The following is a 24389-nucleotide window of genomic DNA, read 5'->3' on the forward strand; positions in this document are numbered from 1 at the left end:
CTGGCGGATTCCCCGCTCCGAGTCGCTTTGCCATATATAGGGACACAATCCATAGTCAGGCTCCACCAGTCGTCGGCGCAGGGGACGGCCGGTCCACGACAGCGTTGGCCCACTCCTGATGTTGTTCCACCAGTCCCAGGTGCACAGCAGGTGACAGCACCACTTCCGTGGCGTGCGGCACGCTCCTGACCATCAACGCGGACGCCTCCGGCAGCGTAGCCTTGTCGCCACCACTCAAGCGGATACTGGGATGGTCGGGAGTACCGCCGTCGCGTCGTAGCGCAACATCGCCAGCATTCCACGCGCGAACACCGCCGGGTTGGCCCGTACCACCATGCGGATGATGAAGTCCAGTTGCTCGCGCGTCTCCCGTCCACCGAACTGAAACAGGTGAGTGCTGAGGTGCGCGCTACCATTCAGGTACGTCAACCAGACCAACATCCACACCAGGGGGGACAGGGCGATCGTGCATACACTGTCCACGACGCAATGTGACTTCAAATTGTTCGCGCGATCCAGCATCTCCACCGGATACATGTACTGGAGCGGCAGTCACCAGTTGGACTTGATCGTCGCGATCCACGCTCACTCGGTAGCCAGGGTCTGCAGCAGGGCGTGGGCCTCGTCTACGGCGGTGATGGCATCGAACTCTACGCAGGACGTGCCCGGCCCGTCGTGAGTGGTCACGTGGTACGGCTCCGTCCAGCGAGCGGGCATCAAGGCTGCAACTGGTCGAGACCCGGCTTAACGTGAGAGCATGGACGGCGCGCCGCACGGCACGGTCACACCGCGTGATAGTGAGGTCGCGGTCGCCCTCGTCATGGTGCAGGGACGACGCTCCAGCCCCTTGGCTGTCCGGCTGAATGTCTTCGCAGCAGTTCGATGTGAATGCGCAGGCGGTCAAGACGGCCAGCCACCTGCCGGGCGTGGCCCGCGAATCGATTGCCAAACTGACCTAGGCTGAACCACGGCCAACGCAACGCAGCCATTGCGATCGGCCGTCTCACCCCGCGTGGTGCCCTGAGAGAATGAACTTCAGAAGGAGTCCCTATGACGTCTGGTGTCTTCAGAATCGGGTGTGCGGGTTGGGGCGTGGCCAGCGGCAACGCTGCACACTTCGGAGGCGGCGGCAGTGTGTTGGAACGTTACAGCACGCGTTTTCCTGCTGTGGAGATCAATTCCTCCTTCAGCCGCCCTCACCAGCGCCGAACCTACGAACGGTGGGCGCACAGTGTCCCTCCGGGGTTTCGCTTCAGTGTCAAAGTCCCCAAAGCCGTTACCCATACGGCCCGGCTGCGCGAGAGCAGCGACCTCCTGCGTCCGTTTCTGGCCCAGGTGGAGGGCCTTGGGGCCACCCTGGGCTGCCTGCTCGTTCAGCTGCCTCCCAGCCTGGCCTTCGACGCAGCCGTCGCCTCAGCCTTCTTCGAGGAACTCCGGCAGCTCACATCGACTGCTGTGGCCTGCGAACCACGCCACTCTTCCTGGTTCACGCCACAGGTGGACGCCCTCCTCGCCGGATACCACGTCGGCCGAGTGGCGGCCGATCCAGCTGCCGTGCCGGACGCCGCCGAACCTGGCGGCTTCGCACAGACGGTGTATTACCGCTGGCATGGCTCACCGCGTACCTACTATTCACGCTATGCGCGGGAGGCACTCCAGCGGCTGGCGCGGGCGATGCACGCTGCGCCCGCCGGACACGACCTGTGGGTGATTTTCGACAACACAGCCGCGGGCGCGGCGTTGGAGAATGCCTTCGAGCTCCAGGCCTTGCTGGACAGCGGGGGCTACGACCCCCTCCACGAGGAGCGCCGGCTACCCGAGGCGCCCGCATGGCTCGGCCGACAGGGTGAGGACTGATCCCAAGTAGCGGTGTGTCCAGTCTGCCATCAGTGTGTGTCGCACTGGGCGGTGGAGCGGAACCCTGGGAGTGTCCCGCCCCCTGCCGATGCTCCAGCCATCATCGTTCTGCTTGGAAGCAAGGTGCCTCAGCCGCACGCCACGGTGACGTCGCTGGTACGATCGGATAGAACGGCCCCTCACTCCGCGCCCTGCAAGGTCGCGTTGTGGCGCCTCACGGGCGCTCGGCGCCCTGCCAGCGGCACCATTTCACCTACCTGACCGGAGGCAGTCATGACGTCCTTTTGGATCAATAACGTGCGCATCGTCGCCGAGCAGGGCGTGATCGAACGAGGCGCCGTTCAGGTTGATGCTGGACGCGTCGCAGCACTCCTGAACGAACCTGCGCCTCAGGCATCCGCCGAACCCACGGTGGATGGCCAGGGTCTGTGGTTGATTCCAGGGATGATCGACGTGCACATCCACGGCGCGAACGGCCGCGACATGATGGACGGCACCACCACCAGCATCGAGGAGGTCTCCCGGGCCTGCGCCGCCACCGGCTGCACGTCGTTTCTCGTCACCTCGGTCAGCTCCACCCTCGATGACCTGCTCGCCATGATCGGGTGCGTCAAGGCCGTCGTCGGCCGGGAGCCGGGGGCCAGGATCGCTGGCATTCACGTGGAAGGCCCGTACCTCAACGTCAAGCGCAAAGGCATGCAGAACGAGGCCTACCTGAGGCATCCCAGCCGGGCAGAGATGGAGCAGGTGCTCACGCACGCAGGGCCACTCCTGAAACTGGTGACCCTGGCCCCCGAGTTGCCGGGGGGACGCGCGTTGATTGCCTGGCTGCGGGAGCGCGAAGTGGTCGTGGCCATTGCACATTCGGACGCGACCTATGAAGAAGCGCTGCTGGCCTTCCAGGACGGCGCGACCCACGTCACCCACTGTTTCAATGGCATGCGCCCCATCCACCACCGGGATCCCGGGCTGGTGGTCGCGGCGTTCGAGCAGCCGCAGGTGAGCCTGCAGGCCATCGTCGACAACGTGCACCTGCACCCGGCGATTGTCCGGTTGATGCACCGCCTTAAGGGCGCGCCGGGGATGGTGCTCATCACCGACGCCTTACAGGCGATGGGCCTGGGGGATGGCGACTACCGCTTCGGCGGGCACGCGGTGCGGGTGGAGGGTGGGGTGGCCCGCCTGGCGGACGGGACGCTGGCCTCCAGTACAGTGACGATGAATGAGGCGTTGAAAAACACCGTCCAGGCCGGCATTCCCTTCGTGGACGCCGTGATGATGGCCACATCGAGTCCCGCGACAGTGCTCGGGTTGCGGCGAAAGGGCAGAATAGCGGTAGGGGCAGACGCTGATCTGGTGCTGTTGGACGACGCGTACCAGGTGAGGTGGACGATGGTCGCTGGACACGTCGTCTTCGTGGCACAGCCCTAACGGCGTTCAAGTGACGACGTCCAGGGTGAGGAACAATAAAACTCCAACTTATGCAGGAATACAACGCAACTTCCCCACATTGGCGCACGGTTTTTGCTGGGCGCACGACCCTGTTGCGAACCGACCCAGAGAGCGGTGGGCCGCGATGCAACTGGCGGCCTGAAATTCAAGCCACCGGTTAGACAACCCGGCCTCGCTAACGTTACGTTGCCAGAACCCAGGAGCCCATGCCCGTACATTTGGAGACGTGCATGGCCCCCCCACCGGAGTTCGCACCATCCATCACGAGGTAACCGCATGCACGACCTGATTCAATCCACGCCCAGCGGAACGACCACTCGCGGGGTGCTCGACGCCCCTCTCACGCCCGCAACACGCCTGCCCTACACCGTTGTGCGCGGCGCGGAGGCTGGGCCGACCCTGCTGGTGACCGCAGGCGTTCATGGCGCAGAGTACGCCAGCATGGACGCGGCCTACCGGCTCGCCGACACGGATCCAGGCACCCTGCACGGCACGCTGGTGGTGCTGCCCATCGTCAATCCCAGCGCCTTCTGGCAGCGCAGCATCTACGTCAATCCCATCGACGGGCGTAACCTGAACCGCCTGTTTCCGGGTCGGATCCGGGGGACGTATGCGGAACAACTCGCCGCCTGGCTCCACGAGGAGTTCCTGTCACGCGCAGACGCCCTGATCGACCTGCACGGGGGGGATCTCGTGGAAGCCCTGGAGCCCTTCTCAATCTACACGCGTGGCCACGAGCCGTCACGGCAGCTGGCCCTCGCGGTCGGGCTGCCACACCTGATCGCCAGCGAGAGCCGCGGTATGACGTACGAGGTCACCCGAACGCACGGGATCCCTGCCGTCATCGCTGAGGCGAGCGGCCAGGGCCTGCGCGGCGCGTCGGAAGTCTCACTGCTGGTGGAGGGCGTGGGACACGCGATGCGGCACCTTGGCATGGTGCCGGGTGACCCCGAGCCGTCGACCGTCACCGAACACGACGCCCTGGCCTGGCTCACGGCGCCCGCCAGCGGCCTGTGGCATCCGGGTGTCGCGGCCGGCGACGTGGTCGTGCCGGGGCAGGAAGTCGGGACATTACGAGACATGACCGGACAGGAGCCCCGACCATTTCACGCCCCAGCGGGCGGGATCGTCCTGTTCATCGTGACCAGCCTCGCCATGAACGAGGGGGATCCCTTGATCGGCATCGGTGTTCCGGCCTCCCAAACCACCGAGACGCCTGCCGATGAAAACGGCCAGGCCCCGGAGGCGTGAGATCGCGCGGTGGAGCATGACGCGCCGGGCCCGACATGTGCGGAGCTGAAGGCATCGGTGCGGCGTGAGGTGAACTGCCGGCCATGACGAGAATGGCTTCAAGTGAAGCGCATGACGACGCTGTGTGCCGTTCTGGTCGCCGTGCCGCCGCTTGGTTCAGAGGGTCACTCGCCGCGCTGTGAAATACACCAGTGACTCGTCCCTGAAGGTTCGGTGCTCAGGTAGGTTGTGGTCTACTCCGAAGGCCAGGTGGCCCTCGTGGAACCCATGGACGGCAACAGTGTGGACGGGCCGCTCACAAACCTGCCCTGCGGCGTGCGGGAGGAGGATGTGGTGACCCTGAACGAGGCGGGTGGGAAGCTGCACATTGAGGTCGGCCGTGACGCGAACCGGACGCCTCGGAGGGTTCCCCAGGCCCGGCACGGCGCGCGAGTTGCCGCGCCGAGGCGACCCAGAGCCAACAGCACTAGACTGGACGCACGACGATTACGGTATTTGACCGCCCTCTGCCCAGTCAGCAACAAAGGAGGCCGTCCGTGCGCCAGCTGTACTGCGACCTGTTCATTACACTCGACGGCTTTGCCAAGGGCCAGCACTCCCCAGCTTTTTTTGGCCTGCTGGGCCCCGATCTCGAAACCTGGATCCAGGATGAAATGGCCCGGCCGCAGGACATCGTCATGGGGCGGGTCACCTTCGAACTGATGGCCACCATGGCCGCCTCCGGTAGCGATCCCTCGTCGCAGCAGCTCACGGATCACGCGAAGGTCGTGTTCTCGGCATCCCTGCCCGAACCCCTGGCGTGGCAGAACAGCCGGAGGATCGGCGGAGCGAACCTGTCGTCGGTCACGGCGCTGAAGGCCGAACCTGGCCCGGCCCTTCGCACGATCGGGAGCGTGTCCCTGGTACAGAGCCTGCTCGGCATGGGCGTCGTGGATCGGCTGCGGCTGATCGTCTTCCCGCTCGTGCTGGGGGACACGGGCCAGGAGCCCCTTTTTCGCGGCCTCCCGGACATGTCGCTCGACCTTCTCGACTCACGGCTCCTGGATGGTCGGCTCCAGGTGCTCGACTACCGTCCACACCTCCTCCCCCGATCCTAGAGGCACGGCCTGACCCGGTGGACAGACTCGCCTCCATTCACCTGTGGCCCGAACTATCCAACGCTGGAGGTCACCATGGCACCCACACCATCCTCCCAGAATGGCCCTGAACCGCAGGATGTCCCGAGCGGACGTTCCCCCACGCTTGAGCCGCTCGAGGCGCTGGTGGGCCAGTGGTTTGTGGCCATGACCCACGTGGCGCTTCCTGAAACGGTCTACGGGTACAAGACCTACGGGTGGCTGGAGGGTCGGCATTTTCTGATCGAGCGCGCCCACTTCGGCCATCCCGACGTCCCGGACAGCCTCGCCATCATCGGCGCCGACGCCTCGGGCGTGGGATTGTCTGCACGCTATTTCGACTCGCGTGGCGTGGAGCGGGAGCTCAAGATGACGCTGGGCGGGGGGAAGTGGACGATGTGGCGGGACGCCCCTGGGTTCTTTCAACGCTTCACAGGCACGTTTGGTGAGGACGGCACGACCATAGACGTTGTGGGAGAGCTCTCGAAGGACGGGGTGACCTGGGCACCAGACTTCACGCATACCTATTCCAGGGGCAAAGCGGAGTGATGGTGGCCAACGCACCGACCAAGATCCGCCGCACCGCCTCCACGTGCGCTCCGCATGGTCGGCTCAGTTCCCAGCCCGCTACCGGCCAGCAGCCCATCGCCCGCCGTGCCGGTCGCTGAGCGACCGGCACGGCGGGCGGTGTTCGAGGCAGCGAGGAAGGTTCCGCATTCGCGTCTCGCTCCTTCCCGTGGTGAACGACCCGCTCCCCTGGCGAGACACAGGGAACGTCCTAGCGGAACCTTGGATGCCATCGGATATCTGTTCTTTGCCCTGCCCTATTCGTTCCCCTTCATTGGGAGTGGAGCCTTTCTTCACGTGAGACGGAACGTGTGGTGGCGCGCCTACACTCAGCCATGGATGCAGCCGAGCTCGAGCACTGGCAGTCCTCCCTCCCCACCGACCGGGATGAATTGGGCGTCATGCTCGAACAGTTGCAGACCGACTGGATGGAGGCTCAGGCGGCGTTGATCCCCGCCGTCAAGCTGGGCAACGGCTACCTGATTCAGCAGGTCGTCACAACGCTTGCCCAGCAGATCCAGATCATCGAGGCTGTGCTGGTTCATGCGGAGTGACGTCCCGCAGAGGCAGCTCACCGTGGTGCAGGCATGTCCCTGAGCAGGTCGACGCCCTGGCCGACCCGCCGTGCCAGATCCCGGGCGACCGCCAGATGCCAGGGCCGTACCGGGCGGGTGACCAGGAAGGTGACCGTTTCGTTGACGATACGGCCGATCGACACGGGCTGCGCGGCGACGTAATGAATGAACGCGTGCAGGCGCTGGACATCATGGGCATTCAAGCTGCCATCGGTGGCACCTTGGTGAAAGGCGTCCAGCAGAGCGTAGGCCTGCCGATCCATACGTGAAGTTTAATGGCAGATAAAGGGTGACACCGTGGTGCCCACTGCCCTGACCGATGTCGGGAGGAGGGCGAGTGAGTGGGTACACGCTAGGGCGTGTGCCCACGGCACGAGGGTCGGTACGCTGAGGCGTGCTGGAACCTGTCCAACATCCCGTCATCGCACAGCTCCAAGCTGAGCTTGCCTCCTACCCACGCCGGCACGGCTACTACCAGCTGGAGCTCGTCGCCATCCTGCGTTTGAGACAAGCAGGCGCCACCCAGGACGAGATCCTCAATCGGTTGTACAAGCGTTGGGCCGCCCATGATGCCGACGCTGCTTACCGCCTCGCCGCCCAGCCGATCCGGCCGCCCGTACTGGCCGAGCCCAGCCCGTCCTGGGACGACTACGAGTACGACAGCCAGGACGCGCATGAAGCGCTGGCGTATGAGCTCAAGGGCGGCTCGGGCATCGGGCACACCACAGACACCATCCCGCAGGGGAAAGCGAACGAGTTGGCATCACGCTTCTTCGCACTCTTCCACGCTCCCCGAGCGTACCGGGGACTGGGTCTTGGGGATCCGTTCTATGTCTTCGAGCAGGGCGTGGTGCTGCTCGATATTGAGCACGCCGGCTGCTTCCTGATCATCGAAGGCGACTGACCGGTCTCGCCCACTCCATGGCAACCGCCAACGTCACCAACGCCAGGAAGTGCTCCTGGCGCTCGTCATACCGGGTTGCGACACGACGAAAGCGCTTCAACTTGACGATGGCACGTTCCACCCGGTTCCGCTCACGGTCATACCTGCTCTGACGTCGTTGATCCCGCTTGGGTGGAACGACCGCCCGAATCCCTCGACGCCGCAGTTCCTTGCGGGTAACTCCGTTGCTGTAACCGCGGTCACCCACGAGCTGTTTCGGTCGCGATTTTGGCTGACCGGGGCCGCCACGCTTGACCCGCCCTGCGCTGAGTAGGGGCACCAAGCCGAGCATCTCGTGACGCTCTCCACCGGTCAGGAACACCGCCAGGGGTTTGCCGTTCCCTTCGCACTTGACGTGCAACTTGGTGCTGAAGCCTCCACGGGAACGGCCGAGCGCCTCGTGCTGCTGGCCTCCCTGTGCGCCGGCTGCATGGTGGTGCGTGCGGATGACGGTGTTGTCGATGAACTGCGTCTCCCAGTCGATGTGACCACGCCTGTGGGCGAGCTGTTGGAGGCGTTCGGGAACATGCTGCCAAACGCCCTGGCTGCTCCAGCGGTAGAAGCGGGTGGCAACGGAGCTCCAGTTGCCGGAGACGGGTGGGAGGTCACGCCAGGGTGCGCCCGTGCGGAGGAGCCAGAGAACAGCATTGAGAAAGGTGCGATCGTCGAGCCGGGGACGCCCTCCGAAGCTGCGTGCTTGGGGGAGATGGGGTTGGAAGGCGTTCCCTGCTCGTTGGTGAGTTTGTGGCGGTGAAGGGCACTCAAAGCCTGTCAGGCTACCGAATGCCCATGAGCACACCCCTAGTCGACGATACGGAAGATCTCGCGACTTCCGGCCAGCACTAACGGCGTGAAGCGGGCATACAGCGGGCTCCACGCTGGGTTCCCTACCTCCGCCCGGTACTGCGTTTCGAGGTCGGCCATGTCGGCCACCGTGATCTCCAGCACCATCGTGTAGAAGGATCCCGTGACGTCTGCCAGGATGCGGGCGCTGCCCTCAGGGGAGAGGGCCGCCATCTCCTTGAGGAGGGGAAGGGCTTCTTTGGCCTTGCCGAAGTGGAGCTGGAAGATGTTGCGGACAACGATCATCTCAAGCCTCCTTCCGGCCACCTGGCATCGGTGTGACGCGCTTGAGCCGGTACCGTCAGCGTACACTGTTGTCCCGCGTACAAGTTTGACTTCAGTGCATCTCAGGGAATGCCAACTGAGGAGGGCGGCGGCCATCCCGCCTGCGGTCGGCCGGACTGCACCGCCCTCGCTCACGCTGGGAACGGGTCGATGTTCTGGTACGGAGGAGGGAGCGCGATGTAGGGAAGCACCCGGCACAGTCAAAAATCTGTGCCCCGCCAGTTCACTACCCATCTCACACCAAGCCGGCAGCGGTCTTCTTCCAGTGCCGGAAATGACGTCTGGCCCGGCATTAGAACGGCGTGCCGGGCCTGTTCAGGCATCCTGCAGCCACGTCAGCAGCTCCTCGAATGGCTTCGCGCGGCTGATCAGCCAGCCCTGCAGCGCGCCGACCCCCAGGTCGCGCAGGTGCGCCGCCTGGGCCGGCGTTTCCACTCCTTCGGCGGTCAGGGTCAGGTGCAGCGCTCCGGCCAGTCCTACCAGTGCTCGAATAATCTGGGCGTCCACACCGTCCGGCTCGTCGTTGAGCAGCGTGACGAAACTGCGGTCGATCTTGAGTTCCTGCACCGGCAGCCACTTGAGGTAACTCAGCGAGCTGTAGCCGGTGCCGAAATCATCGATGCTCAGCCGCACACCCAGGTCATGCAGAACCGCGAGCCGCCCCGCCGCATCGGCGTCCATCAAAATGCCCTCAGTCAGTTCGAGGGTCAGCAGGTGTGCCGGACAGTTCGCCGTCTCCAGCGCATGCTGCAGGGCCGCCCTCAGATTGAGGTGATGGAATTGCCGGGCGCTCAGGTTGACACTCATGCGCAGGCCGGGCGTGACGGCCTGGAGCCGCACGGCGTCCTGACACGCCTGGTGCAGCACCCATTCGCCGATGCTGGCAATCAGGCCGCTTTCTTCAGCCACCGGAATCAGTTCCGCCGTTGACACCGGACCCAAATCAGGGCTGTCCCATCTCAGCAGGGCTTCCACCCCGGTGGGCCGGCCCGTGGCCGCGTCGACGATGGGTTGATAGTGCAGGGACAGCTCCGAACGCTCGAGGGCCCGGTGGAGAGCGGCCTCCAGGGCCACGCCGCGCGCCGCCGGCGCGTCCACCACCACATCACAGAACGCCCAGCCCTGGTGTCGCCGCTTGGCCTGGTACATCCCGATGTCAGCCAGGCGCAACAACTCGCCCGGCTGCGCCGTATCTTCCGGAAACACCGCCAGACCCAGGCTGCCACGCACGAAGAGTTCGTGACCGGCCACCAGGAACGGCGCAGCGAAGGCCTCCAACACCGCTTCAGCCAGCGCAGCGATCTCGGCGCGGCGCCGCTGCGGTGTGAAGATGAGCGTGAATTCGTCGCCACCCATGCGAGCGACGCTGCCTCGGCCTTCCAGGACCGTCTGCAGCCTGCGCGCGATCAGTTGCAGCAGTTCATCCCCAGCCGCGTGGCCCAGCGAATCGTTGACCACCTTGAAGCGGTCGATGTCCAGCAGACCGACGGCCACCACCTGTGTGGGGGGACAGCTGGTGAGGGCGGCCTCGAGTTGCTCGGCGAACCTCGAGCGGTTGGGAAGCCCGGTCAGATGGTCGTGTCGCGCCTGACGCTGTATCTCGTCGAGCGCGTGATGGCGTTCGAGAATCACGGCCGCGAGCCGCGCGGTGTCTTCCAGCAGCGCCACGTCCTCGGGCGTGGCCCAGCGGGGCTCAGACGCGTAGACCGCGAAGGTGCCCAGCACAGCCCGCTGCTGGCTGAGGATCGGGGTGCTCCAGCAGGCCAGCAGACCGTTGGGCAAGGCCAGGTGCCGGTAGGCCTCCCAGTGCCGATCACTCCGGATGTCCCCCACCACCACCGAGCGCTGCTGAAAGGCCGCCGCGCCACAGGAGCCGGCCACCGGACCGATTTCCAGCCCCTCGGTGCCCTGGAGGTAGGGCAGCGGCAGTCTGGACGGCGCACCCTGATAGAGCCGGTTCCCGCGCAGCAGGTGCAGACTGCCCGTCATGTCGCCCAACTGCCGCTCGATCAGCTGCACGAGCGCTTCCAGAATCTCCGGAAGGGGCCGGCTGGCCGCGCTCATTTCCAGCACCGCCCGGCGGTCATGCTCCAGTTGGAGCTGCTGTCGCGCGCGGGTCACGTCGCGCAGCACGCCGATCCAGTGGGTCAGCCGGCCGACGTCATCAACGACTGGTGTCAGGGCCAAGTCGATCCACAGGGGCCGGCCGAACCTGGCGGCGGCGAGGTAGGTCTCGTTGACCTGTTGACCGGCCGCCAGAGCCGCCACAATCCGCTGCACGGCCAGCGGATCACTGCCTGGGCCAATCAACAGGCTCTGGCGTTGACCGCTGAGCTCGTGGGCCTGGTACCCGCTCAGGTGGGTAAACCCGTGGTTGACGTACAGCACCGGGGCGTCCTCACCCGGTTGCTCCGGTGCGGTACTGATCACCACAGCGTCACTGGCGTGCAGGACGGCAGACTCGAGCACCCGCAGGCGCTCGTCCCGGGCCCGCCGCTCACCAATTTCACGGCTGAGGGTCAGCACGTACTGCACGTGACCGTCACGGCCCGCCACCGGGGTGGCCCGCGTTTCCATCCACGCGGGTGGCTGCCCAGGTTCGATCCGGCGCCACTCGGCCTGTCCCATCTCGCCGTGCAGCGCGCGGGCATGCACCTCGCGCCTGAACACGTCGCGGTCGTCCGGGTGGATGATGTCGTAGCCGCTGCGCCCGCGCAGGTCGGCCAGGTCATCGCCCGCGGCGCGGATGGACGGACGGTTGGTGTACAGGATGATGCCGTCGGGCGCATGCAGGGTCACGACTTCCTGCAGATGCTGAACGACCAACTGCATGAGCCGCTCATCCTTGTGCAGGGCCGTAATGTCGCGAACAAATCCCAGCGTGCCGCTCCGCGCTCCCTGTGCGTCATAGGTGGCACTCACGTGAATTTCGACGCGCAACGTCCGTCCGTCTGGCAGCACCTGCTGAACCTGCCCGGACCAGCTTCGGCCGGCCTGCAGCGCAGCGGCGGAAGCGGCATCATCGTCCGGGTCAAGCCACTCGTAGGTGAACAGTGACGACCCGGGCTGCCCGAGGACGGTGAGATCCACGCCGTACAGGTCACGGGCGGCGCGGTTGATGTAGACCACCCGCGCCGCGTTGTCGAAGGCCAGGAGCGGCAGGCCGCTGTCCTCGAAGCCCTGCAGGAGTTGGCGCTGGCGGGTGGCCGCGGCCTCCGTCTCGTATTCGTCAGTCATCAAGGCCGCCCGGCCATCTGAACGCGAGGCATGCTGGGCGCCCGGAGGCCACCCATGTGGTTCCTGCCTGACAGGACGCCAGACCCATCCGTCCAGACGTGATCCAGTGACTGCGGGCCGGAAAGTGCCGTTCCCCCGTCACCTTCCCCATACGGTTGAGAACAGGGCGCGGAAGCAGGGTGGTGCGGGCCTCTCTCTCGGGTGGTGCTCGACCCGCCTTCTCATGCCAAGATCCTGCGCACACCATCCAGGCGGCAGGCGCGTGAATTCGCTGAACGACCGGAAGGCTCACCGGTACGGGACACTGCCCATGACGACGTCGATGCCCGTTCATCGGCCTGGCCATCTCAGTGTTGCGGCCCGGCCGGATGTGACTCGGGGCTCGACCACACGACATGGCGCATGGGCACAGTGTACGGGGCAGGTGGCCGAACCACCCTGGCACATTCAGCGAAGTACTGGAAGCCAGTGTGCTGGTCAGGAGTGATCCGGGGTTCGCGGAGGGTGGCGCACCTACTGATCTGAGCGTAAGTCTGTAGCGGCCAGATCGTCAGAGGGCTCGGATATTCGACTTCTGGTTAGTAAACGGCTTCGGTCTATCGGAGGTTCGCTCTGGATGCCCTCCCACTATGAGTCAAGGCACGGATCAGTAGTGTCATCGCCCCGGAGGTGAGCACCCGCTCGACAGCTCGCGCGGCACGCTGCCACGAGGCGGCGGAAATGCTCAGCGATCGGGTTCAAACCACGCGGTCGCAAAGCCGGGGGGACGCACGCGCATGTACCGTTCCCAGTGCGGCGCCCAGGTTGCGGCGTCGGTGCGGGGCAGGCCGGTCGACAGCAGGCGGTACAGGGCGTAGCCAAGCAGTTCGAAGCTGCGGGCGAGTTCGGCATGGATGCCGGCATGCAGGCGCCAATGGTCGCCAGCGGTGACGAGCCGGAAGCCTCGTCGGGCACTGGCATCCGGCGCCATACTCGCGGCAACCTTCAGTTCGAGTGCGGCCCAGCGGTCTTCCGGGCTGTGGGATTCTCCCGCTGAACTCCAGGGCGACCGGTGCTGGGCCGCAGGACTCACGAGGTCGTCGAGGACGTCCAACGCGTCGCGCAGCCAGCGGCCGCCCCGCAGGTAGCCCTGGCCCCACCGTCCATCCTCGACGCGAAGGAAGGAGGGGGGGTAGAGTTCGGCGACCGCGTCGGCCAGTCGGGTCAGGTTCCCGCCGACACTGGCGGCCTCGCGCACTGAGGGCAGGGCGCCGCGTGCCTGCAGGGTGGCCAACGCCCAGGCGAGCTTCAGCATGCGCTCGGTGCCGCCGGCAAGATCCGTCATGAACAGGAAGCGGTCTGTGGGAGCCGCGTAGGTCTCCTGTGCAAGCGCCGCGATGCCCCGGTCGAGCAGCGCGGCGCCACGTTCCATTTCCTGGTGGACGCCGGACGCCCGGCGCTCCTGCGCCCCGATCTGAACCATGGCTCAGAGTAGCCCAGCACACCCCCAACCGGGGGCAGGTCGGAGCCTGCGTACCCCCGGATGATGAAGGCGTACAGCCCGTGTGGCACTGGCTCAACGGCTGGTCGGGAGGGACATGTCCTGCCCGTCCTGCCAGGAACGACCAGCTCGATAGGCGACAGCCTCCGACCTGCGACGGGTCGCAGCCCAGGGCCACTCGGACGCCCTGGTCGGAAGGTCAGGTTGATCGTGACTAATCGGCCGGCTCCGGTGACATCTCTCCCTGAACCTGCGGTCTGAAGGACGAGGGTGGAGCTGTGTCGCCAACGGGAGCGGACAGCGTTGTGCACTGGCATACAGACGGAGGCGGGTTAGCGAGTGGACACTCACTTATATGGCGCGCCCCCGGCAGATCACCGACGAGCAGATTGTGCGTGCCGCGCATGAAGCCTTTCTGGAGCAGGGCTTCGGGGCGACCACCGCCGAGATCGCCCGGCGGGCCGGCGTGTCCGAGGGCACCCTCTTCAAACGCTACGCCAGCAAGGAGGAGCTGTTCGAGGCCGCGCTGGGCCTGCGCGAGTACGGGCAGTGGCGGCAGCAGTTGCACTCCCAGGTGGGCCTCGGCGAGGTGAGGCGCAACCTGGAAAGCGCCGCGCTGGCCATCCTGGTGGAATCCAGTTCCGTCGTGCCGAAGCTGATGGCCATGTTCTCGCGGGGGCACGATCCGAGCCACAATCCCCTGCTGGGCCGCCTGGACGACCCGGTGCGGCGCGACGCCGAGGCGCTGGCGGCCTACCTGCAGGCCGAGACCTCGCTGGGGCGACTGCGGCCGCTGGACACCGAGGTCACGGCGCTGACGATCATGGGCGCCCTGACGCATTACATCCACCGGGAGCACATGATGCCCGCGCAGGGCCGTCGAGCCATCGACGCCGGTCGACTGGTGCGCAGCCTGTTCGACGTGCTGTGGCCGGGGTTGTCCCCGTAGCGGGAGGTTTAGTAAGTAAGTGATCACTCGATTATTCGACGTTCAACGCTCACGTTCGTTGGCTCCTCCCGAGGTTCCGTGCATGTCCCACAGTCCCCTCCACCGCGTTCACACGCTCCTGCTGACCGCCCTGCTGGGCGGCGGAGCCGTGGCGCAGACCTCCGCTCCTCCCCCACCCGCGGCCGCGAGCGCTCCGCTGGCCGACACCACGGCCTCCCTGCTGACGGCGCTGCGCGCCTCGCCGGACTGGCGCTCGGCCGACCTGACCTACCGCGCCGCACAGCTCACCCTGGAGAGCGCCCGCACCCGCGCGGGCCTGAGCGTGAGTGCCGGCGCGAGCGCCTCCCTCACCAAGGTGCCCTGGGAGACGGGCGACTGGAATGGTGCGGCCACCGTCACCGTAAGCGCCGGCCTGAGCGTGCTGCCCTGGTCGGCGGTCCAGGAAGGCGTTCGGAGCGCGCAGCGGGCCCTGGACAGCGCGGCCATTGCGCTGCGCTCCTCACGGGCCAGCCTGACGGCGCAGCTGCTCCAGGCCTACTCTGGCGCCCGCAGCGCCGCCGCGCAGCAGGCCCTCGCGGACGCGCAGGTGGCGCTGGCCACCCGGCAGCTGGCCGTCGCCCGCGACCGGCGGGCGCAGGGCCTGCTCTCCGCCGAGGGCGACCTGGCCGCGCAGGTCGCCCTTGAGAATGCCCAGGCCACCCAGGGCAGGGCCGCCCACGCCGCCGCCCAGGCGGCCCGAACCCTGACCCGGCTGCTCGGGCGGGCGGTGACGCTCCCCACCTCTGCGGGCGCGTTCGACGCCCTGCCGGCCGTCACGGACACCGGCACCGTCGAGGAACTCGTCGCCCGCGCCCTGCGGGGCCGGCCGGAGGTGGCCCGCGCCCGCGCCGCTCTGGCCGACGCGCAGGCTGGCGTGCAGGCCGCGCAGCTCGATGCCAGCCTGCCGGACGTGACGGCCAGCGCCATCTACGGCCAGCTGGCCGACGCCCAGGGAAACCCCGGGAAGACCCTGAGCGGCACCCTGAATCTGAAGGCGGGCACCCTCGGCGTGCAGGCCAGCATTCCCACCCGTGATACCAGCGCCATCCCCAGCGGCCTGTCCCTGTCCCTCAGCGCCAGCATCCCGCTGCTGGGCAGTCCGGCCGGCACGGCGCTGCGGCAGGCCCAGCTGGGTCAGGCGCAGGCGCAGCTGGCCCTGGACAGCGCGTCGCAGGCCGTCGAGCTCGATGTGCGCTCCCGCTTCGAAACCCTCCAGGACGAGCGAGCGGCCCTCATCGCGGCGCAGACCGCAGAGCGCCAGGCCCTCACCGCGCTCGAGTCGGCCCGCGCCCGCGTGGCTGCTGGACTCGCCACCGCCCTTGACCTCACGCAGGCCGACCTCACGGCGCAGCAGGCCACGCTGGCCCTGAGCACCCAGCAGGACGCCGTGGGGCTCGCCGCCCTGCAACTCTCGCTCGCCACCACCGACCTCGACCCCATTCTCCTGACCTCCGGAGGCACGCCATGATCACCCTGCTGCGCCCGACCCTGCTCCTGCTGCTCGCCACTGCCACGGGCGCGGCCGCGCAGGCCACGCCCCTGACGCTCGCGGGCGCCGTCACGCGCGCCCTGGCGAGCGGAACCGACATCACGACCGCCCGCGCCAACCTGCAAAAAGCCCAGGCGGCCGTGCGCGCCGCGCGCGCCGATCCCACCAGCCCCATCACGGCCCTCACGCAGGCGGATCAGGACGCCGCCGCGCAGGCCGCGACGCTGGACGCCACCAAACTCAGCGTCACCCAGACGGTGGTCGCGCAGTACCTCAGTGCCTATGAGACGGGCCAGAAGGCCCAGGTGAGTACCGCGCAGGTGGCCCTGGACGACCGGCAGCTGAAGATCGCGCAGGCCCGACTCGCGGCGCGGGTTGCCACGGCGCTCGACGTGAGCCGGGCGCAGAACACCCTCAATTCTGACCGGCAGGACCTCACCAACGCGCTGGCGCAGGTGCCGGTGCTCGAGGCGCAGCTGGCCCGCAGCCTCAATCTGCCCGCTGGAACCGACCTGACGCTGAGCGCGCCGCCCGCCCCTCCCAAACTCAGCGTGGGCCTGGCAGCGCTGCAGGATGGGCTGGAGAAGCGGCTGCCTACCCTGGTACAGGCGTCCAACGGCGCCGCCTTCGCGGCCCTGCAGGTCAAGCTGGCGGACAACGACTACACGCCCACCCGCACCCTGGACGACGCGAAGACGGCCCTGGCAAACGCGCAGCGCGGCCTCGACGACGGCTCACGTGCCGCCGCGACCGGCGTGCGGGACGCCTACCGGGCCGCGCAGGACGCACAGCAGCGGGTGGGCATCGCACAGGAGGCGCTCACCAACGCGCAGACGGCGCTGTCGAATGCGCAGGCGAAACTCAGGGCCGGCACGGCCGCCGCCGTGGACGTGCAGGCCGCGCAGGTGCAGGCGCAGCAGGCCGCCCTGGGCGTCACGCAGGCGCAAGGCGGCGTGTGGAAGGCCCTGGCAGCCGTGGGGGCCGCGTCCGGTCTGGACGTGACGGGGCTGGTCAAGTGAGCATGGCGCGCCCGCTCCTGTCCGGCGTGCTGGTCGCGAGCGCCCTGTTGGCGGGCTGCGCGCCGCGGGGGGGTAAGGCAGTCACGCCGGCGAACAACCTGGACGCCGCGCCGGCCAAGACCACCACGCTCGACGTGACGGCGGTGAGGGGCCAGGCCGGTACCCTCACCGTGCAGCGCACCGCGACCGCCACCATCGAGGCGCAGCGCGACTCGCAGGTCGCCGCGAAGACGGGCGGTACTGTCCAGGCTGTGCCGGTGCGCGAGGGCCAGCACGTCAGCGCCGGTCAGGTGGTGGTGCAGCTCGACGACACGCAGGCGCGCCAGGCCCTGCAGACCGCGCGGCTGCAGCTCCAGCAGGCGCAGATCACCCTCGACCAGACACGCACGACGTCCGGGCAGGCGACCTCGGCGCTGCAGGCGGCCGTGACGTCCGCGCAGGCCACGCTGGCGCAGGCGCAGAGTGGCGCCCAGAGCGCCGAGTCGCTGTACCGGCTCGGCGGCATCAGCCTCGCGGACGTGCAGGCAGCCCGCGCGCAACTCGCCCAGGCGCAGAGCGGGCTGGCCCAGGCCCGCAATACCTTGTCTCAGAACGGGCGCAGCGCCCAGAGCAGCGTGCCGCTCCAGGAGGCGAACCGGCAGAGTGCGCAGGCGGCGGTGTCCCAGGCCGAGGAGAACCTCACCCGCACGGCCGTACGGGCCCCCTTCGCCGGAACCGTCGCGACCATCGCGGTGGAGGTCGGGGAGTTCGCCGCGCAGGGCTCGGCGGTGTTCCGGCTGGTCGATCCGGGGTCGATCCGTGCGAAGTTCAGTGTGCCCAGCGGCGACGCGCCGGCCCTGGCCGACGGCACCCGCCTGAACCTCAGCTACGGCGGCGTGAATTACGTCGCGGTGGTCAGCGGGTCGCCGGGCATCGCCGGAAGCAACCGGCTCGTGCCGGTCACGGCGCGCGTGGAGGGCGGCGACAAGCTCCCGGTCGGCGCGACCGCCCAGGCGAGGTACCGCAACACGCTGGGGAGCGGCGTGCTGCTCCCCAGCGGCGCCGTGCAGGTCGAGGGCGGACAGAACACCGTGTACGTGGCCGCGCAGGGCAAGGCCGTGCAGACGCCGGTGACCGTCGTCGCCGAGAGTGGCGGGCAGGTCGCGGTCAGTGGCATCGCCCCCGGCACCCAGGTCATCACGCCGGTGCCCGCCAGCCTGCAAGGCGGCGCGGCCGTGAGGGTCACCTCTGGCGGAACAGCCACGCCATGAGCACACACGACAACGAGGAATTCAAGTCGCGTCCCGGCGCCACGCTGCCGGACGGCACGCCGGAACCCACCATCCATCCGCTGGTGCGCTTCAGCGTCAAGAATTACGTGTTCTCCATCGGGATCTTCGTGATGGTCGTGCTGGCCGGTCTGGTCACGACCTTCCGGCTGGGCGTGGAACTGCTGCCGAATTTCGAGGTGCCGATCCTGGCCGTGAGCACGTCCTACCCCGGCGCGAACCCGGATCAGGTCGACCGCGAGGTCAGCCGCAAGATCGAGGACGCCGTGAGCACCCTGGCGGGCGTGACGGACATCAATACGACCTCGGTGAGCAACCAGTCGGCCGTGGTGATCACCTTTAACGACGGCACGAACATCGACTCCGCCGCGAACTCGGTGTCGCAGGCGGTCGCGGCCATCCGCGCCACCCTGCCCGACGGCAGCGACGCGCCGGTCGTGCAGAAGTTCGACCCGAACGCCACCCCGATCCTGACGCTGGCCCTGCTGGGCGGAAGCGCGCCCCCGGCCGAAGTGACCACCTACGCCGAGGACGTCCTCGTACCGCGCCTGGAACGCGTGGACGGCGTGGCGGACGTCAGCGTGAGTGGCGGCCCGGCCCGCAAGGTGCAGGTGCTGCTCGACCCCTCGCGGCTGCAGGCCTACAACCTCTCGCCGGGCCGGATCACGCAGGCGATCGGGGCGAGCGCCCTGGACCTGCCCGCCGGCACGGTCGCCACCGGCGGCGTGCAGACGCAGTTCTCGACGCGCAACACCCCGAGGAGCGCGGCGGACGTCGCGCGGATCACGGTCGATGCCCAGACGGGCCTGCAGGTGTCGGACGTGGCCAGCGTGCGCGACGGCGCGGCCGACGCGACCAGCCTGGCGCGCGTGAACGGTCAGCCGGCCGTGCTGCTCAGCGTGCGCAAGGGCAGCGGCACGAACTCGGTGAAGGTCACGGACAACGTGCGGGCCGCCATGCAGGCCGAGCCGCTCCCGAAGGGCTACGCGCTCTCGCTCGCGAGCGACACCACCCGTGAAACGCGCGCGACGGTGCGCGACACCTTCAAGGAGTTCCTGATCGCCATCGCGGCGGTCGGCGTGATCGTGCTGCTGTTCCTCGGCCGCCTGAATACGGTGTTCGCCGTGATCCTGGCGATTCCGATCTCGATCAGCGCCGCGCCGCTGCTGTTCGGCATCACGGGCTTTACCTTCAACATCATCTCGCTGCTGGCGATCATCGTGGCGATCGGGATCGTGGTGGACGATTCGATCGTGGTCGCGGAGAACGTGCAGCGTTACCGAAGCCTGGGCTACTCGCGCCTGCGCAGCGTCCTGCTGGGCGGCAGCGAGGTCTTCTCGGCCGTGACCGCCGCGAGCTTCTCGCTGCTCGCCGTGCTGATTCCCCTGAGCCTGATGCCCGGCATTCTGGGGCAGTTCTTCAGCCAGTTCGGGCTGGGCATCGCGGCGGCCATCGTGCTGTCGTGGCTGGAGAGCCTGCTGTTCCTGACGGTTCGCATGGCCTACACCCGCGATCTGGAACCGCTCACATGGGCGGACGTGCCGCGCGTGCTGGGGCGCTTCCCGGCCCTGCTGCGGAGCGCCCTGACCGGCGTGAAGACGGTGCCGGGCGTGGCCTGGCTGGCCGTGACGGGCGCGCTGGTGAGCGTGATCCTTTCACGCACGGCCCTGCCGAAACCGGCGGCCCTGCTGATCGCGGTGGTCTTCGCCCCGCTGATCCTGGCCGCCGTGCGCTACGTGATCACCAGCGTGGTCGCGGTGCTCGAGGCGATCACCGACACCCTGCACGGTCTGACCAACCGCGCGGTGCAGGGGGTCGCGCGGGCGTATGCCCGGGGCCTGAACCGCGCCCTGACCCGCCCGTGGACCGTGATGGTGGTGGCGCTGCTGTTCCTGCTGAGTGCGCCGCTGGCCATGCGTGGCGTGGGCTTCGCGTTCACGCCCAAGAGTGACAGCGGCATCGTCACGGTGGCCCTGACCTTGCCGGTCGGAACGGATCTGGAGACCACCAACCGCGTGACGCGCCGCCTGGAGGACGCGCTGCTGGCCCGGCCCGAGGTGCGGCTGCTGGAAACCAGCGTCGGTGCCAGCGGACAGCTGGGCGGCGCGAACGCCAACGAGAGCAGCCTGACGGCCACCCTGGTGGACAAGGGCCAGCGCGCGCCCATCGACGAACTGATCGAGGGCTATACCCGGACGCTCACGCCCATCGGGGCGGCGCTGCCGGGATCGGAACTGCGGGTCGGGACGCAGCAGCAGGGACCGGCGGGCAACTCGGACATCTCGCTCGCGCTCGCCGCGCCGAACCAGGCCACCCTGATCGAGCGCAACCGGCAGGTCGTGCAGCTGCTGTCCCGCGATCCGAACCTGCGTACGGTGCAGAGCAGCCTCAGCGCCACCCGGCAGGAGCGCACCTTCGTGCCGGACACCACGAAACTCGCCGGCACCGGCCTGAGTGCCAGCGACGTCGCGCAGGCGCTGCGCACGTACAACGACGGCACGACGGCGGGCAGCGTGCGCGACGGAGACCGCAGCATCGACATCGTGGTGCGGCTCGATCCGTCGCGCATCCGGGACGAGCAGAGTCTGCTGTCGCAGACCATCTACTCCAGCGCGCTGAACGCCAACCTGACGCTGGCGCAGCTCGGCAGCTTCAGCGTGTCGCAGGCCCCCGCCACCCTGACGCGGCTGAACAAGGCCTACACGGCGACCCTGAACCTCAACGTGGTCAAGGGCGGCCCGAATGCCTTCGCATACCAGCGGGAGATCATCCAGCGCGTGCAGGACGCCGGGTTGCTCCGGGACGGGGTGACGCTCGGGAATGCCAGTTCCTTCGGCAGTGCGGGCCTGACCAGCGACCTGGTGTTCTACGGGCCGGTGCTGATGGTGGTCGCCATCCTGCTCACCTACTTGGTGCTGGGCAGCCAGTTCAACTCGTTCCGCTATCCCATCTACCTGCTGCTGCCCATTCCGCTGGCCATCGTGGGCGCGCTGTGGACGCTGCACCTGTTCGGCGTGAACCTCGACGTGATCACCGTGCTCGGCATGGTCATCCTGCTGGGGCTGTCGACCAAGAACTCGATCCTGTACCTGGAGTTCGTGACCGAGCGCGCCCGCAGCCTGCCGCTGCGGGAGGCCCTGCTGGAGGCGGCCGAGCTGCGCTTCCGCCCGATCCTGATGACGACCCTGACGGTGCTGGTGATCAGCATTCCGCTGATCCTCGGGCAGGGGGACGGCGCGGAGTTCCGCCGGGGCCTGGGCATCGTGATCCTCGGCGGCGTCATCACGTCCACGCTGCTCACGTTCTTCGTGGTGCCGAGCGTGTTCTGGCAGTTCGAGCGCCGGCGCGTGAAACCTGATGCCGCGCCCGTCGTGGAGGGCACGCCCGCGCTGGGCGATTGACGGGCGGAAGGGCGGAGCGCCTCCGCCGTACGGCCTATACCGCGACATATTGCTCTTTGCTACACTTCGAACGCAGAAATACTTTCATACTTGAGGGTATTGAGGAGGTAGAAGTATTTCAAACATGACCACATCACCGCACGCCAGTCACGACCTCCCGGCCCTGCGCCTGGGTCGGCAGATGAAACAGCTGCACAAGTACGTCTCCGGCCACATGATGAAGGCCATGCAGGAGCAGCTCCAGGGCGACGAGCTGAGTTTCAGCCAGGTCACCGCGCTGCACCAGCTGCGCGCCCACACCGCCCTGAGTATCGGTGGACTGGCCGACCTGACCGGCCTGAGCCTGCCCGCCGCCAGCCACCTGACCGACCGCCTGGTGCAGCGCGGCCTGGCCGAGCGCCGCGAGAATCCCGACGACCGCCGCGCCAAGATGCTGGCCCTCACCGCAGGCGGCCACGCCTTCCTCGACGACATGGATCGCCGCATCAACGAAACCTACCAGCAGGTCTTCGCGCGGGTCGGACAGCGCCTGATCGAGGCAGCCGCCGACAACCTGGAGGCCGTGCTGCTGGAACTCCAGGCCCAGGACACCGCCACCTCTTCCCTGCCCCGCTGCCCCGCGACCAGCCCCACGCTCCCCCCGGAGGAGACCGCATGACCCAGTCCGCACCCCCCCAGATGGCCCCCGAGGGCCGCATCAATTACGCCGACGTGCTGGACTTCCCCACCAAGCGGATCATCCTGATCGGCACGCTCCTCGGGCTGTTCCTCGCGGCGCTCGACCAGACCATCGTCTCGACGGCGCTGCCGCGCATCACCAAAGAGCTCAACGGACTGTCGCTCTACTCCTGGGTCACCACCGCGTACCTGCTCGCCAGCACCTCGATGGTGCCGATCTACGGCAAGCTCTCGGACATCTATGGGCGCAAACCGGTGCTGCTGTTCGGCATCGTGGTCTTCCTGATCGGCTCGATGCTCTGCGGCCTGTCCGGCGAGCCCTTCATGCATGACCTCTTCGGCAGCGGCATGATGCAGCTCGTCGTGTTCCGCGGCCTGCAGGGCTTCGGGGCCGCCGCGCTCACCAGCGTGGCCTTCGCCATCATCGCCGACATCTTCGCGCCGGCCGAACGCGGCCGCTACCAGGGCCTGTTCGGCGCGGTCTTCGGCCTGAGCAGCGTGATCGGCCCACTGCTCGGCGGCTTCCTGACCGACCACGTGTCGTGGCGCTGGGTGTTCTACGTGAACCTGCCCATCGGCCTGCTCGCGCTGGCCTTCATCTTCTCGAAGATGCCCCGCCTCGCCAGCGGCCTGAAGCCCAAGATCGACTACCTGGGCGCGCTGCTGATCATCGTGTTCAGCGTGCCGCTGCTGCTGGCCCTGACCTTCGGTGCGGACGGCAACTACAGCTGGACGAGCCCCACGGTGCTCGGCCTGTTTGCGTTGAGCGCCGTCGCGCTGGGCCTCTTCATCTTCGAGGAATCCCGCCACGAGAGCCCGATCCTGCCCCTGACGCTGTTCCACAACCCGACCTTCGCGTGGGGCGTGCTGGCCCGCTTCTTCATCGGCGCGGCCTTCCTGGGCGCCATCCTGTTCCTGAGCCTGTACCTCGTGAACGTGCAGGGCGTCTCGGCCACCAAGGCCGGCACCGCCACCATTCCCCTCACGGTGGGCCTGATCGTCGGGGCGATCGGCAGCGGTCAGCTCGCGTCGCGCCTCGGGTACTACAAGGTCATGATCCTGGTCGGCCTGTGCCTGATGATGGGCGGCTTCGGTCTGCTCAGCACCCTGAATGCCGATACCCCGTACGCGCGGGTCGTGATGTACATGGTCGTGCTGGGCCTGGGCCTGGGCCCCGCCCTGCCGCTCTTCAACCTCGCCATCCAGAACGCCGTGAAGCCCTGGGAGATCGGCGTGGCCACCAGCAGCGGGCAGTTCTTCCAGCAGTTCGGCAGCGTGATCGGCACCGCCGTCTTCGGCGCGATCCTCACGGCCATGCTGCCCTCGCAGATCAACACGCAGCTCGCGCCCGTCAAGGCCGCCGCCTCGCCCGCCATGCGCGCCCAGCTCGATAAGCTCAGCAGCGCTGGCAGTGGCAGCCGCAGTCCCCAGGCCACCTTCGACGTCGTCGCCGTGAAGGCGAGCAGCGCCGCCGGCATCACCAAGGGCTTCGACGGGGTGCTGGCCGCCGTGACCGGCGCGGTGAATTCCGGGAACATCGCCGCCATTCAGGGCGTCGCAGCCAGCCCGCAGATCCCGGCGCAGCTCGCCACGCAGCTCAAGGCCATTCCCGCGCAGGCCATCGCGACTCCCCAGGGCCGCTCCGGCGTGATCGCCGGCATCACCAAGGGCCTGGACACCGCCAAGGCCCAGACGATCAGCGAGACCAATACGACGCTCGACAAGGTCGCCCGCGCCATCAAGGTGGCGTTCGCGAACACCATCAGCCGTATCTACCTCGTGAGCATCGGCGTGGCCCTGCTGGCATTGCTCGCCGCGCTGCCCATGCCCAACCTGCGCCTGCCGCGCAAGGGCGAGCATCCGGGCGCCGAACCCAGCGGCTTGGCCGCCATGGAAGGCTGAGCAGCCCACCCAGTCCATCACCAGTGGCGGCCCGGACAC

At 67.8% G+C, this 24389-nt stretch carries 20 protein-coding genes; 14 read left to right on the forward strand and 6 right to left on the reverse strand.

The window, feature by feature from the left end; translation table 11 throughout:
* Window positions 1–234: 234 nt before the first annotated feature.
* Entirely contained in the window at window positions 235–522 is a 288-nt protein-coding gene (locus E7T09_RS08790) for a hypothetical protein (protein ID WP_136388794.1), read from the reverse strand.
* A 612-nt stretch (window positions 523–1134) separates the two neighbouring features.
* Between E7T09_RS08790 and E7T09_RS08795 the strand changes: the two genes are divergently transcribed.
* The 6 genes from E7T09_RS08795 (at window position 1135) to E7T09_RS08820 (ending at window position 6796) form a co-directional block, all read left to right on the forward strand.
* On the forward strand, window positions 1135–1857 hold the full coding sequence (locus tag E7T09_RS08795) for a DUF72 domain-containing protein (protein ID WP_240741697.1): 723 nt from the start codon (window positions 1135–1137) through the stop codon (window positions 1855–1857).
* A gap of 273 nt (window positions 1858–2130) precedes the next feature.
* Window positions 2131–3288, forward strand: coding sequence for an N-acetylglucosamine-6-phosphate deacetylase (gene nagA / locus E7T09_RS08800; protein WP_136388796.1), 1158 nt, complete (start codon window positions 2131–2133; stop codon window positions 3286–3288).
* Between the two features lie 297 nt (window positions 3289–3585).
* Window positions 3586–4560 (forward strand): succinylglutamate desuccinylase/aspartoacylase family protein, encoded by a 975-nt coding sequence (locus tag E7T09_RS08805; RefSeq protein WP_136388797.1) that lies wholly within the window; start codon window positions 3586–3588, stop codon window positions 4558–4560.
* Window positions 4561–5096: 536 nt separating this feature from the next.
* Window positions 5097–5657, forward strand: coding sequence for a dihydrofolate reductase family protein (locus tag E7T09_RS08810; protein ID WP_168734772.1), 561 nt, complete (start codon window positions 5097–5099; stop codon window positions 5655–5657).
* A 75-nt stretch (window positions 5658–5732) separates the two neighbouring features.
* Window positions 5733–6224, forward strand: a complete 492-nt coding sequence (locus tag E7T09_RS08815; RefSeq protein WP_136388799.1) for a hypothetical protein — start codon at window positions 5733–5735, stop codon at window positions 6222–6224.
* Between the two features lie 353 nt (window positions 6225–6577).
* A complete protein-coding gene (locus tag E7T09_RS08820; protein WP_136388800.1) occupies window positions 6578–6796 on the forward strand; it encodes a hypothetical protein in 219 nt (72 codons plus the stop codon).
* A 17-nt stretch (window positions 6797–6813) separates the two neighbouring features.
* Here E7T09_RS08820 and E7T09_RS08825 read toward each other — a convergent pair whose 3' ends face one another.
* Window positions 6814–7080, reverse strand: a complete 267-nt coding sequence (locus E7T09_RS08825) for a hypothetical protein (protein ID WP_136388801.1) — start codon at window positions 7078–7080, stop codon at window positions 6814–6816.
* 131 nt (window positions 7081–7211) lie between these two features.
* On the opposite strand from E7T09_RS08825, the gene E7T09_RS08830 reads away from it, so the two are divergent.
* Window positions 7212–7721 carry a hypothetical protein gene (locus tag E7T09_RS08830; protein WP_136388802.1) on the forward strand — a complete coding sequence of 170 codons (510 nt, stop codon included), beginning with the start codon at window positions 7212–7214 and terminating at the stop codon, window positions 7719–7721.
* Here E7T09_RS08830 and E7T09_RS22570 read toward each other — a convergent pair.
* The 4 genes from E7T09_RS22570 to E7T09_RS08850 form a co-directional block, all read right to left on the reverse strand.
* Window positions 7705–8525 (reverse strand): IS5 family transposase gene (locus tag E7T09_RS22570; protein WP_370293801.1). Its coding sequence is split into 2 segments (ribosomal slippage): window positions 7705–8486 and window positions 8486–8525, totalling 822 coding nucleotides; the frame shifts between segments, so codons are not numbered across the junction. The two genes, E7T09_RS08830 and E7T09_RS22570, sit on opposite strands and share 17 nt — an antisense overlap.
* A gap of 36 nt (window positions 8526–8561) precedes the next feature.
* Window positions 8562–8849, reverse strand: coding sequence for a hypothetical protein (locus E7T09_RS08840; protein ID WP_136388803.1), 288 nt, complete (start codon window positions 8847–8849; stop codon window positions 8562–8564).
* A 354-nt stretch (window positions 8850–9203) separates the two neighbouring features.
* Window positions 9204–12125, reverse strand: a complete 2922-nt coding sequence (locus tag E7T09_RS08845) for an EAL domain-containing protein (RefSeq protein ID WP_136388804.1) — start codon at window positions 12123–12125, stop codon at window positions 9204–9206.
* 724 nt (window positions 12126–12849) lie between these two features.
* Window positions 12850–13587: a hypothetical protein gene (locus tag E7T09_RS08850; protein ID WP_136388805.1), complete on the reverse strand. Its 738-nt coding sequence runs from the start codon at window positions 13585–13587 to the stop codon at window positions 12850–12852.
* 373 nt (window positions 13588–13960) lie between these two features.
* Between E7T09_RS08850 and E7T09_RS08855 the strand changes: the two genes are divergently transcribed.
* The 7 genes from E7T09_RS08855 (at window position 13961) to E7T09_RS08885 (ending at window position 24350) form a co-directional block, all read left to right on the forward strand.
* Window positions 13961–14554 (forward strand): TetR/AcrR family transcriptional regulator, encoded by a 594-nt coding sequence (locus E7T09_RS08855; protein ID WP_136388806.1) that lies wholly within the window; start codon window positions 13961–13963, stop codon window positions 14552–14554.
* Between the two features lie 82 nt (window positions 14555–14636).
* Entirely contained in the window at window positions 14637–16061 is a 1425-nt protein-coding gene (locus E7T09_RS08860) for a TolC family protein (RefSeq protein WP_136388807.1), read from the forward strand.
* Window positions 16058–17101, forward strand: a complete 1044-nt coding sequence (locus E7T09_RS08865; protein ID WP_136388808.1) for a TolC family protein — start codon at window positions 16058–16060, stop codon at window positions 17099–17101. Before E7T09_RS08860 ends, E7T09_RS08865 begins: the two co-directional genes overlap by 4 nt.
* Before the next feature lie 2 nt (window positions 17102–17103).
* Window positions 17104–18351, forward strand: coding sequence for an efflux RND transporter periplasmic adaptor subunit (locus E7T09_RS08870; protein WP_136388809.1), 1248 nt, complete (start codon window positions 17104–17106; stop codon window positions 18349–18351).
* Window positions 18348–21770, forward strand: a complete 3423-nt coding sequence (locus E7T09_RS08875) for an efflux RND transporter permease subunit (RefSeq protein ID WP_136388810.1) — start codon at window positions 18348–18350, stop codon at window positions 21768–21770. The genes E7T09_RS08870 and E7T09_RS08875 overlap by 4 nt, the downstream gene beginning before the upstream one ends.
* A gap of 124 nt (window positions 21771–21894) precedes the next feature.
* Window positions 21895–22428 carry a MarR family winged helix-turn-helix transcriptional regulator gene (locus E7T09_RS08880; RefSeq protein ID WP_136388811.1) on the forward strand — a complete coding sequence of 178 codons (534 nt, stop codon included), beginning with the start codon at window positions 21895–21897 and terminating at the stop codon, window positions 22426–22428.
* Entirely contained in the window at window positions 22425–24350 is a 1926-nt protein-coding gene (locus E7T09_RS08885; protein ID WP_136388812.1) for an MDR family MFS transporter, read from the forward strand. Before E7T09_RS08880 ends, E7T09_RS08885 begins: the two co-directional genes overlap by 4 nt.
* Window positions 24351–24389: the final 39 nt, after the last annotated feature.

Origin of the sequence: Deinococcus sp. KSM4-11 (assembly GCF_004801415.1) — a bacterium.
Classification (GTDB): Bacteria; Deinococcota; Deinococci; order Deinococcales; family Deinococcaceae; genus Deinococcus.

What these genes read in the sequence shown, in the direction of transcription:
- E7T09_RS08790 (WP_136388794.1), bottom strand. Translation starts at nt 522, where the DNA reads ATGCTGGATCGCGCGAACAATTTGAAGTCACATTGCGTCGTGGACAGT.
- nagA (WP_136388796.1), top strand. Translation starts at nt 2,131, where the DNA reads ATGACGTCCTTTTGGATCAATAACGTGCGCATCGTCGCCGAGCAGGGC.
- E7T09_RS08805 (WP_136388797.1), top strand. Translation starts at nt 3,586, where the DNA reads ATGCACGACCTGATTCAATCCACGCCCAGCGGAACGACCACTCGCGGG.
- E7T09_RS08815 (WP_136388799.1), top strand. Translation starts at nt 5,733, where the DNA reads ATGGCACCCACACCATCCTCCCAGAATGGCCCTGAACCGCAGGATGTC.
- E7T09_RS08820 (WP_136388800.1), top strand. Translation starts at nt 6,578, where the DNA reads ATGGATGCAGCCGAGCTCGAGCACTGGCAGTCCTCCCTCCCCACCGAC.
- E7T09_RS08825 (WP_136388801.1), bottom strand. Translation starts at nt 7,080, where the DNA reads ATGGATCGGCAGGCCTACGCTCTGCTGGACGCCTTTCACCAAGGTGCC.
- E7T09_RS08840 (WP_136388803.1), bottom strand. Translation starts at nt 8,849, where the DNA reads ATGATCGTTGTCCGCAACATCTTCCAGCTCCACTTCGGCAAGGCCAAA.
- E7T09_RS08845 (WP_136388804.1), bottom strand. Translation starts at nt 12,125, where the DNA reads ATGACTGACGAATACGAGACGGAGGCCGCGGCCACCCGCCAGCGCCAA.
- E7T09_RS08850 (WP_136388805.1), bottom strand. Translation starts at nt 13,587, where the DNA reads ATGGTTCAGATCGGGGCGCAGGAGCGCCGGGCGTCCGGCGTCCACCAG.
- E7T09_RS08855 (WP_136388806.1), top strand. Translation starts at nt 13,961, where the DNA reads ATGGCGCGCCCCCGGCAGATCACCGACGAGCAGATTGTGCGTGCCGCG.
- E7T09_RS08860 (WP_136388807.1), top strand. Translation starts at nt 14,637, where the DNA reads ATGTCCCACAGTCCCCTCCACCGCGTTCACACGCTCCTGCTGACCGCC.
- E7T09_RS08865 (WP_136388808.1), top strand. Translation starts at nt 16,058, where the DNA reads ATGATCACCCTGCTGCGCCCGACCCTGCTCCTGCTGCTCGCCACTGCC.
- E7T09_RS08870 (WP_136388809.1), top strand. Translation starts at nt 17,104, where the DNA reads ATGGCGCGCCCGCTCCTGTCCGGCGTGCTGGTCGCGAGCGCCCTGTTG.
- E7T09_RS08875 (WP_136388810.1), top strand. Translation starts at nt 18,348, where the DNA reads ATGAGCACACACGACAACGAGGAATTCAAGTCGCGTCCCGGCGCCACG.
- E7T09_RS08880 (WP_136388811.1), top strand. Translation starts at nt 21,895, where the DNA reads ATGACCACATCACCGCACGCCAGTCACGACCTCCCGGCCCTGCGCCTG.
- E7T09_RS08885 (WP_136388812.1), top strand. Translation starts at nt 22,425, where the DNA reads ATGACCCAGTCCGCACCCCCCCAGATGGCCCCCGAGGGCCGCATCAAT.